The sequence below is a fragment of the Archangium sp. genome, assembly GCF_036389735.1.
GTDB lineage: Bacteria > Myxococcota > Myxococcia > Myxococcales > Myxococcaceae > Archangium.
In genome coordinates, this window is sequence record NZ_DASVWK010000122.1 from 1 (window position 1) to 10469 (window position 10469).

Genomic DNA, 10469 nt, shown 5'->3' on the forward strand with positions numbered 1-10469 from the left:
TCTCGGTGATGGCGCCCAGCGACACGAGCGCGGCCCCCAACCGCTGGTGGGTCCGCTGCTGTGTCTGGAGCGCCGCTTCCAATTGGGCCGCGGTGATCGCCCCCCGCTCCAGGAGCAACTCGCCGATCCGCTTTCGGGCCATGATCGGCCGCCCTTAGCCCCACCCCCCGGGTCCGTCAAGCAGGCGACGCAGCGCGGCAAACACCGTTCGTCCGCCACCAGACCAGCCGTCCTGTCGGTGTCCGATCGCAAAATTCCCGTGGGATTTCAGCAACTAAGAGCACGGGGCGTGCCTTGACACTCCCGGACCGCCGTTCCTAAAGTCCGGCTCCAATTGATGCCATTCCCGGTAAGGGACCCGTGTGGGTGTCCGTACGGGAACCAACCGGCTGGCTAGGCCCGCCATGTCGGGCAGCCCCTCTCTGGAGGCCATAAGCGATGAACCTGGGGTATTTGACGAATCTGACCATCCTCGCCAATGCTGGCGGTCACGGCGCCGAGCGCAGCCTCTTCGAGGAGATCGCCAAGCGCTGGGAGGCGGGTCAGTGGGGTATGTATCCCATCGCCGTCTGCCTGGTGTTCGCGCTGGCCATCATGATCGAGCGCGGCATCATGCTGTTCGGCAAGGCGTCCATCAACAAGGACGCCTTCCTGCGTGGGCTCAAGAAGCACATCTACGCCGGTGACCTGGACAAGGCCATCAACTACGTGGCCGGCCAGAAGCAGACGCCGCTCACCCAGGTCATCAAGGCCGGTCTGATGAACGTTCCCAAGGGCGAGGAGGAGGTCCAGGCCGCCCTCGACGAGGCCAGCCTGCGCGAGACCCCGAAGATCGAGGCCCGCACCGGTTACCTCGCCATGCTCGGCAACGCGGCGATGCTCGCCGGTCTGCTCGGTACGGTGTCCGGTCTGATCTCCTGCTTCGAGGCCGTGGCCAACGTGAATCCCGCCGACAAGGCGACGATTCTCGCCAACGGCATCTCCGAAGCCATGAACTGCACGGGCTTCGGTCTGCTCACCGCCATCCCGGCCGTCGTCGCCTTCTCCATCCTCTCGGGCCGCGCCACCGCCATCACCAACGACATCAACGAGACGAGCGTTGCCGTCCTCAACCTGATCGTCAACAACCGCGAGAAGTTCAAGAACGCCACGGTGTCCGCGGCGGCGGGTCGTCACGAGGAGGAGTAGTCCCTCCTCTGGCGGAACCCGGAAACGGGGCGCGTTGTCAGTGGGTATGACACGCGCCCCTCTTCATTGAACGTCGTACGTAGCGCGGTGGAAGGAGAGCTCCATGGCCGGCGGAATGGACCTGGGGGGAGGTAAAGGCAAGAAGTCGCTCGACGTTGCCATCAACCTCACCCCCTTCATCGATCTGATGGCGGTGACCATCAGCTTCCTCATCATGACGGCGGTCTGGACGCAGATCGGCCGCCTCCAGGTGGCGCAGGCCGGTGGCCCGTCCACCGAGGAAGAGCAGAAGCAGGAGGAGCAGACCAAGACGGTCCAGCTCACCCTGTTCGTCACGCCCACCGAGCTGCGGCTGGCGGCGGACCAGAGCGAGTTCCCGGCCATCGAGGCCAAGCGCGGCGCCAACGGCAAGCTGGACCTGGCCCCACTGCTGGCCCGGTTCAAGGAGCTCAAGGCGCAGTTCCCGGACCAGTCGGCCATCACGCTGCAGACCGAGGACAAGGTCCGCTACGAGGACCTGGTGCGCATCATCGACCAATGCATCGGCGCCGGCCTGCCTCAGGTGTCGGTGTCCGCCATCATGGGTTAGGAAGGACATCCACCATGCCCATCAAGGCTCCCGGTAAGCGGTACTGCAAGCGGCTCCAGCACTCCAAGGTGTTCGGCCACGGCGCGCACGGTCACAAGAGTGGCAACGCCGACGTGCTCATCACCCCGCTGGTCGACATGTTCGTCATCATCGTGCTCTTCCTCATCGCCAACTTCTCGGCGACGGGCGAGGTGCTGATGATGACCAAGGACATCCAGCTCCCCGAGGCCACCAACGTCAAGGAGGTGGAGATGCACCCCGTGGTGATGGTGTCCGGCGACGAGGTCTCCATCTCCGGCACCGTCGTGGGCCGGGTGCAGGACCTGGTCAAGGAGGAGTACCTCAACATCCCCGCGCTGGAGGAGAAGCTGCGGGACATGAAGAAGCAGTTCGAGGACCTCCACTCCATGGCCGAGGGCAACACCAATGCCTTCAAGGGTGACGTGAACATCCAGGCCCACAAGGACGTGGAGTTCGCCATCATCAAGCGGGTGATGTTCAGCTGCGCCAGCGCCGGCTACAACAACATCAACTTCGCCACCCTCCAGAAGGGCGAGGCCGGCGCCGCCGAGCCCACCGCCGCCGCCACCCCGTAGGCCTTCCTCCTACACGGGTAGCACCAACGCCCCGCGCCTCGGACTTGTCCGGGCCGGGGCGTTGGTGTTTCCAGGAGCCATGTCCATGCACCTTCGCGCCGCGCTCTTCGACCTGGATGGAACGCTGGTGGACTCGCTGCACGACATCGCCGCGGCGATGAACCACGCACTCGCCCAGCACGGCCTGCCCGTCCATCCGCTGCCCGCCTACCGCCACTTCGTGGGCGAGGGCGTGCGGGTGATGGTGGCTCGCGCCGTCCCCGCCGACCGCGAGGATGCCCAGGCGGGGGTGATGGCCTCCTACAAGGCCTTCTACGCCGAGCACCTGCTGGACCGCACCCGGCCCTACCCCGGCGTCCTCGAGGTGCTCTCCCGGCTGGCGGGCGAGGGGGTGAAGCTGGCGGTGTTGAGCAACAAGCCGGACGCGGCCACCCGCCAGCTGGTGGGGGCCCTGCTGCCGGACGTGCCCTTCGGGGCCGTCTACGGCGAGCGGGCCGAGGTGCCGCGCAAGCCGGACCCCACGGCGGCGCTCGGCATCGCGGCCGAGCTGGGCGTGGAGCCCGGAGACTGCGCCTTCGTCGGCGACACGGCGGTGGACATGACCACCGCGCGCGGCGCCGGCATGTACGGCGTGGGCGTCACCTGGGGCTTCCGGGGCGTGGAGGAGCTCCAGGCGCATGGGGCGCGGGCGCTCGCCCACACCGCGGACGAGCTGCTCCAGGCCCTGTTGGGCGCACCCCGCGCCGCTACACGACCCTGACGCGGACGCCCTTCTCCTTGTCCTCGGCGCGGCTGTGCGCGGTGGCGGCCGCGACCAGGTGGCACACCCAGCCGAGGCAACCGCCCGTCCCCAGCCAGAAGCCCGGCGTGACGATGAGCCAGAAGAGACCCCGGAGGATGTCCCCGTTGTAGATTTGACCCAGTCCGGGGACGAAGAACGACAGCACGGCGGCGATACCAGGGCGGGACATGTGTTTCGGACACCTCCTTGTCCTTCCCTACGCGGCCCCCCTCGACTGATTGCATCATCGGGACGCGGGGTGAAGTTCCGCTCGTTCATCTGTCAGATGGGTAGACAGGCGGGCGATGTAGCCGTTTCACCCCCCCGGCGGTCGGGATAGCATGACGCATCATGCCCCCCGGTTGAGTGGTGGGCATCCGGGGGACTCCGCCATTTCGCCGCATCCACCGCACTCCGCTCGTTCCGTCTGGCACGGCCCCCGGGGTCTGGCCGAGATGGTCCTGCTGGCGCTCGCGTACTTCGGCGCCGCGAGGGTGGGGCTGTTGCTGGCCACCATCGCCGACGCCGCGAGCCCGGTGTGGCCGGCCTCGGGGGTGGCGCTGGCGGGCCTGTGGCTGCTGGGGGTGTCGCGCTGGCCGGCCATCTTCGTGGCCTCGTGCGCGGCCAACCTGCTGTTCGCCTCCGTGCCGTCGCTCGCCACGGTGGGCATGGCGGCGGGCAACACCCTGGAGGCGGTGCTCGGCGTGCTGTTGCTGGAGCGACTCCGCTTCTCCCGCTCGTTGGAGCGCCTCCAGGACGTGCTGGCGCTCACCTTCGTGGCGGCGCTCTGCCCGCTGGTCAGCGCGACGGCCGGGGCCTCGAGCGTGGGGTTGAGCGAGCCGCTGTCCTGGAGCGGCGTCGGCATGACGGCGTGGGTGTGGTGGCTGGGCAACGCCATGGGGGCCCTGGTGGTGGGGTCGGCGGTGCTGGTGCTCTCCCAGCCCCGGCCGGAGCCGCGCTGGCGCGAGGCACTGGGGCTGGTGGCGCTCTGCCTGGCGGTGGGCCTGTGGTCGTTCTCCGGTCGTCCGGGAACGGCCCTGTCCTATGCGCAGGTGTTCCTCCTCTTCCCCCTGGGCGTCTGGGCGGCGCTGCGCTTCGGAACGCGGGGGGCGGTGCTCTCCACCCTGCTCATGGCGGCCCTCTCCATCCGGGGCACCGCCGTGAGCCATGGCCCGTTCGCCTCCGATGCGCGGACGGTGGACCTGCTGGGGCTTCAGCTCTTCCTGGCCATCTTCGCGTTCACCGGGCTGGTGCTGGCGGCGTCCCGCGCGGAGCGCCGCGAGGCCAACGCGCAGCTGGAGCTGCTGGCCACCGCCGTGCGCAGCGTGCGCGAGGGCGTGCTCCTTTGGGAGGTGCACCCGGACCAGGTACTGCGCCTGGTGTACGCCAACGAGTCCTTCCAGGAGATGGTGGGCTGGACGAGCGAGGAGCTGATGGGCCGCTCGCCCCGGGAGCTGCGTGGCGGCGAGTTGGAGCCGGAGTCGCGACAGCGCCTGGACACGGCGCTGCGTGAGGGAGGCTTCTTCCGCGGCGAGATGCCGCTGGCGCACAAGGCTGGCACGCGGGTGTTCAGCGAACTCCAGGTCTCGCCGGTGCGCGACGCGGACGGCCGGTTGACGCACTTCGTGGCCACCCACCGGGACATCACCGCGCAGAAGCAGCTCCAGGCGAAGCTGGTGGGCGCCGAGCGCATCGCCGCCGTGGGCACGCTGGCCGCCGGCGTGGGACATGAAATCAACAACCCGCTCGCCTACCTGATGATGAACCTGGAGGGAGCGGTCCAGAATCTGGCCCGGGAGCCCGTGCGGCTCTCGGAGGCCCGGGCCCGGTTGGAGGAGGCCCGCGAGGGCGCCGAGCGCATCCGCGTCATCGTGCGGGACCTGAAGGTTTTCAGCAGGCAGGAAGGGGAGGAGCGGGCGATGCTGGATGTCAATGCGGTGGTGGTTCCCGCGCTGCGCATGGCGGCCCATGCGGTGCACCCACGCGCGCGGCTGGTGGAGGAGTTCGGCCAGCCTCCCAGGGTGATGGGCAGCGAGGCACGGCTCGGGCAGGTGATGCTCAACCTGCTCGTCAACGCGCTCCAGGCCATCCCCGAGGGCAGCCCGGAGCACCACGAGGTGCGTGTGCGCACGGGCCAGGACGACTCGGGCCGGGCCCTCGTGGAGGTGTCGGACACCGGCTGCGGCATGTCCCCCACGGTGCTGGCGCGCATCTTCGACCCGTTCTTCACCACCAAGGACTGCGCGGAGGGCACCGGGCTGGGGCTGCCCATCTGCCAGCAGATCGTCCAGGCCCATGGCGGCGAGCTGCGGGTGCGCAGCGAGGAGGGCCGGGGCTCCGTCTTCACCGTCCTCCTGCCCGCCGCCGAGGCGGCTCCCGTCGTGGCGCCCGAGCCCGAGGAGCCCGAGCCCGAGAAGCCCATCGCGGTCGAGACCACGCCCCGCCGGCGCATCCTCATCATCGACGACGAGGCGCGCCTGGGTCAGTCCATGCGCATGCTCATCGAGCCCGCGCATGACGTGTTCGTCACCACGCGCGGCGCCGAGGCCCTGGCGTGGGTGGGCGAGGGCCAGCGCTTCGACCTGGTGCTGTGTGACCTGCAGATGCCGGGGACGACGGGGATGGATGTCTACTCGCACCTGCGCGCGCACGCGCCGGAGCTGGCCGAGCGGCTCATCTTCATCTCCGGCGGGGCCTACACCCAGGCCACGCGCGACTTCGTGCGCTCGGTGCGCAACCGGATACTGGAGAAGCCGGTGCGGCCCGACGAGCTGCTGGCCACCATCGACGAGGCGCTGGCCACCACCGTGTCCGCCTAGGGCGGCGCGGGGCTCAGACGCGCAGCCACTTGCGGGCGGTGGGCCCGAAGAAGCGCATCACGCCCGACACCAGGAAGAAGCGCACCGAGCGGCCCAGCACCGCCGCCAGGAAGAAGCGCTCCAGGGGCACGCCCACCATGCCGCTGCCGATGGCCACCACCTTGAAGGGCGTGGGCAGCACCGAGCACAGCAGCGCGAGCGCCCAGAAGTTCTGCCCCAGCAGCTCGCCCAGCGAGGCGTCGATGCCGAAGCGCTGGATGCGCATGTTCAGGTCGATGTGCAGGAAGCTGACGGCGCCCTGGCGGAGCAGATCCCCCAGGTAGTAGCCGATGAAGCCACCGAAGAGGCTGGCCACCGTGCCCAGCAGCGCGTACTGGAGCCACTTGCGCGGCTGTGCCAGCACCATGGGCACCAGCAACGCGAAGGGCGGAATGGGGAACACCGAGCCGTCCACCACCGACACCAACAGCATGGCGGCCAGGGCGTGCTTCGTGGAGGACAGAGCCTCCACGCGCAGGTAGAGCCGGCGGTACCAGGAGGGTTTTTCCGGAGAGGCGGCCACTTGAGCGGAGTCGGACATGCGGCCGCGCACCCTAGCGGAATGGGGGCGCTTTTCCAGCCTCCCGTCCCGCCCTCATGCCTGCCCGCTGGCTGGGGATGCGCCGCGTTCACCCGGCCGCTATTACCGGATTACGGTGCTCTTCCCATGACGACGGCCCTCGAACGAATCGCGCTCACCACCCATGCGCTCAAGGTCTTCCCGCTGCCCTCCGCGGTCCTCTTTCCGCATGCGGCGCTCCCCCTGCACATCTTCGAGCCGCGCTACCGGGCCCTGGTGCGTGACGCGCTCGCCGGGGACAAGGTGATGGCGCTCGCCCAGTTGGAGCCCGGCTGGGAGGGCCAGTACGGCGAGCGGCCCCCCATGCAGCCCATGCTCTGCGCCGGTCTCATCATCTGGCATGAGGAGCTGCCAGACGGGCGCTACAACATCCTCTTGCAGGGTGTGGCGCGCGCTCGCCTGCTCTCCGAGCTACCCTCCGACGAGTTGTACCGTCAGGTGCGCGTGCAGTTGCTGCCGGACGGCGACTACCAGGGCCCCGAGGAGGAGCGGCTTCGTCAGGCGGTCTTCGAGCTGGCCGGGCGCGTGCCCGCCTCCTTCGCGGAGAATCTCCTGCCCGTGGTGGCCCGAGCGCAGGGTGGCGCCCTGGCGGACGTGGTGGCCGCCGCCGTCGTTCCGGAGCCGGAGCGGCGCCAGACGCTGCTGGGTGAGCTGGACGTGAAGACGCGGCTGGAGTCCGTGCTGGATGACGTGGGCGAGCTCATCGCCCGGCTCAGCCCCGTCAAGCCCGCGGGGCCGCTCAACTAGCCCCATCGAAGTCCTTGCGCGCCGCCCCTCGTGGGCGTCTGCTAGCGGGCCACCATCTCCAGGGAGGAACACTTTCCATGCGGCTCGTGAAGATTGGGCTCGCCAGCGTCAACACCACCGTGGGCGCCCTCGCGCGCAACGTGGACAAGGCGCTCGACGTGGCACGCCGGATGGCCGCCGAGGACGTCACCGTGGGTGTCTTCCAGGAGCAACTCATCGGCGGCTACCCGCCCGAGGACCTGGTGCAGTGGCAGGGCTTCGTCGAGCACCAGTGGCCGCAGCTCGAGCGCTTCGCGCGGGAGACGGACTCGCTGCACACGGTGTTTCTCGTGGGCGTGGCGGTGAATCACCACGGTCTGCGCTACAACTGCGCCGCGCTCGTGGGAGGCGGGAAGATCCTCGGCCTGGTGCCCAAGGAAAAGCTGCCCACCTACAACATCTTCTACGAAGGGCGCACCTTCTCCCGCGGCGTGCCCGGCATGCGCGAGGAGTACCGGGGCGTCCCCTTCGGCGACTACCTCTTCCGTTTCGACTTCGGCCTCCTGGCCCCCGAGGTCTGCGAGGACATCTGGAGCCCCGAGGCGCCCATGCGCCGGCGCACCTACTCGGGGGGCGAGCTGGTGGTGAACCTGTCCGCTTCGCCCTTCCGCGTGGGCCATGGGGATACCCGGCGCGAGATGCTCGCCACCCGCGCCTCGGACCACCAGTGCACCATCGCCTACTCCAATGCGCTGGGCACCAACGACGGCGTCATCTTCGACGGGGGTGGCTTCATCAACCAGAACGGCAAGCCCGTGCTGGAGGAGCCGCGCTTCCAGGAGGGCTTCGCCGCGGCCGTGGTGGACCTGGACCGCACCCTGCGGCTGCGCGCGGAGAACACCACCTGGCGCAGTGACCGCGAGGCGTGGCTGCGCGAGGGCAATCCGTTGGTGCCCACCATCGACTGCACCGGCGCCTTCACCAGCCGGCGCGAGATGCTGCGCTACCCCGTGCCCGCGCACCGCAGCTTCTTCCTGCCGGCCCCGGACACGCGCCGCTCGCCCCGGGAGGCGCTGTGCGAGGACATCCTCGACGCACTCGCCCTGGGCATCGGCGACTACTTCGAGAAGACGCGCGCCTTCAAGGTCATCGGCATCGCGCTCTCGGGTGGGCGCGACTCGCTGCTCACCCTGCTCATCGCCCACCGCTACGCGAAGCGTGTGCGGCCGGAGAATCCCGGCAGCCTGCTGCGCGCCTTCTACATGCCCAGCCGCTACTCCAGCGACGCCACCCAGGAGGCCGCGGAGACGATCGCCCGCGAGCTGGGCGTGCCCTTCCTGGTGGTGCCCATCGAGGAGGCCTTCGAGCGGGAGCTGGACATCGCGCGCACCATGCTCGCGGGGGGCGAGGTGACGCCCATCACCGAGCAGAACATCCAGGCGCGCGTGCGCGCCCAGCGCATGTGGAACTGGTCCAACTCCAGCGGGGGCCTGTTCCTCCAGACGGGCAACATGAGCGAGCGCGCCGTGGGCTACACCACCACGGGTGGAGACCTCATGGGGGCGTTGGCTGTCATCGCCAACGTGCCCAAGACGGTCGTCATGTACCTGCTGGACTACCTTCAGGAGCAGACGCGCTACGAGGGCATCCGCAAGGTGCTGGCCAAGCCGGCGGGGCCGGAGCTGGCGCACAACCAGGTGGGGGAGGAGGAGCTGATGCCCTTCCCCATCCTGGATGCGTGCTTCTACCTCTTCGCGGGCGAGAAGCTGGTGCCCGTGGAGATGATGGCCGCGCTGGAAGTCATGTTCCCCGAGGTGGAGCGCACGCGGATGGAGGGCTACGTGGAGAAGTTCACCCGGCTCTTCCTCCAGTCCATCTACAAGTGGGTGCAGGCGCCGCTGTCGCTGCACATCGGCAACCTGGATCTGGACCGTGAGCGCGCGCTTCAGCTGCCCGTCGTGACGAGCAGCGATTGGACGCGGGGCTGACGCGTCCAATCGGAAATACCCTTTAAGGTAGTCACGCTTCGCTTCTCCGCCGACCGTCCCGCCGTGCCTGGCTGGCTGCTTTGCGAGCCAGGGCGCGGCTGGGGCTCGGGGCGGATCCACGCCTTGCCGAGAATGTTCCCGGTTACGAACTTCCCGTCAGCCACCCGACGTATGGAGGTACGGATGAAAGCGAAGATTGTGGTTGGCGCCATCGCGGCGCTCATCTACGGGAACGCGGCGCTGGCGCAGGACGAGTCCACCACTACCCAGCAGGACCAGGGACAGCAGTCCCCGGACAACCTCGGCGGCTCCGGGTTGGATGACAACTCGAGCGGCCTCATCATCGACGACCAGCAGGATGTCTCCCCGGTGCTGCCCGACACGGGCGTGGACCAGGGCGTGGGCGGAGCGGGTCTGGACGAGGGCATCGGCGGCGCGGGCCAGTCGGGCCAGAGCGCTCAGCAGCAGCCCAAGTCCAGCGGCATCAACATGCAGCAGGGCGGTGTGACGCTCTATTGCACCCCGGTGCAGGGCGCCACGGGCGGCAGTGGTGACCTCGGCATCAACCAGGACCAGCAGTCCTCGCTCCAGCGCGACTACGACGACGTCGACGTCGGCGCGGTGCCCCTGTCCGAAGACGACATGGCCTTCGGCGGCTCCGGCATGGAGGATGAGAAGGGCAAGGAGTCCAAGTCCGACATGCGCGGCCTCACCGTGCTGCTCGGTGGCGGTGTCGAGGGCTACACCGGCGCGCTCGCTCCGGAGATCAACCCCGGTCCGTCCGTGGGCGTGACGGCGGCTCTGCGGCCCAGCAAGACGTTCGGCCTCGAGCTCGGCTACAGCGGCGCGGTGAACAACCTGGATGCGGACGCGGGCGGCAGCGGCCCGGACATCGTGCGCAATGGTGCCCAGGCGGCCGTCACCCTCGGCCTGACCGCGGCTCCCGTGCAGCCCTACCTGGTCGGCGGCGTCGGCATGAACTGGTACAACATCCGCAACGGCGAGGCGCTCGGCTTCCGTGACGACACCAACGCCCGCATCCCCGTTGGCGTGGGTCTGCGGACGCACATCGGTGACTTCACCGCCGACCTGCGCGGCAACTACAACGTCCTCCTCAACGAGGACTTCGCCCCGGGCATCGACGGCGGCGAGCTCACCAACGG

General features: G+C 69.1%; 10 protein-coding genes. 8 read left to right on the forward strand and 2 right to left on the reverse strand.

The genetic code is table 11. The features are described 5' to 3' along the window. Positions 1-438 precede the first annotated feature (438 nt). The 4 genes from VF794_RS04705 to VF794_RS04720 all read left to right on the forward strand — a co-directional run bounded on the left by VF794_RS04705 (position 439) and on the right by VF794_RS04720 (position 3133). Complete coding sequence (locus tag VF794_RS04705; protein WP_331107975.1) at positions 439-1188, forward strand: MotA/TolQ/ExbB proton channel family protein; 750 nt, start codon at positions 439-441, stop codon at positions 1186-1188. Positions 1189-1291: 103 nt separating this feature from the next. Further along, a complete protein-coding gene (locus VF794_RS04710) occupies positions 1292-1777 on the forward strand; it encodes a biopolymer transporter ExbD (RefSeq protein WP_331107976.1) in 486 nt (161 codons plus the stop codon). A gap of 14 nt (positions 1778-1791) precedes the next feature. Then, on the forward strand, positions 1792-2373 hold the full coding sequence (locus VF794_RS04715) for a biopolymer transporter ExbD (protein WP_331107977.1): 582 nt from the start codon (positions 1792-1794) through the stop codon (positions 2371-2373). 79 nt (positions 2374-2452) lie between these two features. Then, positions 2453-3133, forward strand: a complete 681-nt coding sequence (locus tag VF794_RS04720) for an HAD family hydrolase (protein WP_331107978.1) — start codon at positions 2453-2455, stop codon at positions 3131-3133. On the opposite strand, the gene VF794_RS04725 is transcribed toward VF794_RS04720, so the two are convergent. Continuing rightward, positions 3120-3344, reverse strand: coding sequence for a hypothetical protein (locus VF794_RS04725; protein WP_331107979.1), 225 nt, complete (start codon positions 3342-3344; stop codon positions 3120-3122). The genes VF794_RS04720 and VF794_RS04725 overlap by 14 nt on opposite strands. Before the next feature lie 265 nt (positions 3345-3609). Between VF794_RS04725 and VF794_RS04730 the strand changes: the two genes are divergently transcribed. After that, positions 3610-5973 (forward strand): MASE1 domain-containing protein, encoded by a 2364-nt coding sequence (locus VF794_RS04730; protein ID WP_331107980.1) that lies wholly within the window; start codon positions 3610-3612, stop codon positions 5971-5973. A gap of 13 nt (positions 5974-5986) precedes the next feature. Here the strand turns inward: VF794_RS04730 and VF794_RS04735 are convergent, their stop codons facing one another. Further along, complete coding sequence (locus VF794_RS04735; protein WP_331107981.1) at positions 5987-6553, reverse strand: YqaA family protein; 567 nt, start codon at positions 6551-6553, stop codon at positions 5987-5989. 126 nt (positions 6554-6679) lie between these two features. Here VF794_RS04735 and VF794_RS04740 point away from each other — a divergent pair, with 126 nt between their 5' ends. From VF794_RS04740 to VF794_RS04750, 3 genes are all read left to right on the forward strand, one after another. Then, on the forward strand, positions 6680-7339 hold the full coding sequence (locus VF794_RS04740; protein ID WP_331107982.1) for an LON peptidase substrate-binding domain-containing protein: 660 nt from the start codon (positions 6680-6682) through the stop codon (positions 7337-7339). 77 nt (positions 7340-7416) lie between these two features. After that, entirely contained in the window at positions 7417-9306 is a 1890-nt protein-coding gene (nadE, locus tag VF794_RS04745; RefSeq protein WP_331107983.1) for an NAD(+) synthase, read from the forward strand. A 183-nt stretch (positions 9307-9489) separates the two neighbouring features. Beyond that, positions 9490-10469, forward strand: a 980-nt coding sequence (locus tag VF794_RS04750) for a hypothetical protein (RefSeq protein WP_331107984.1), incomplete at its 3' end; no start/stop codon positions are given.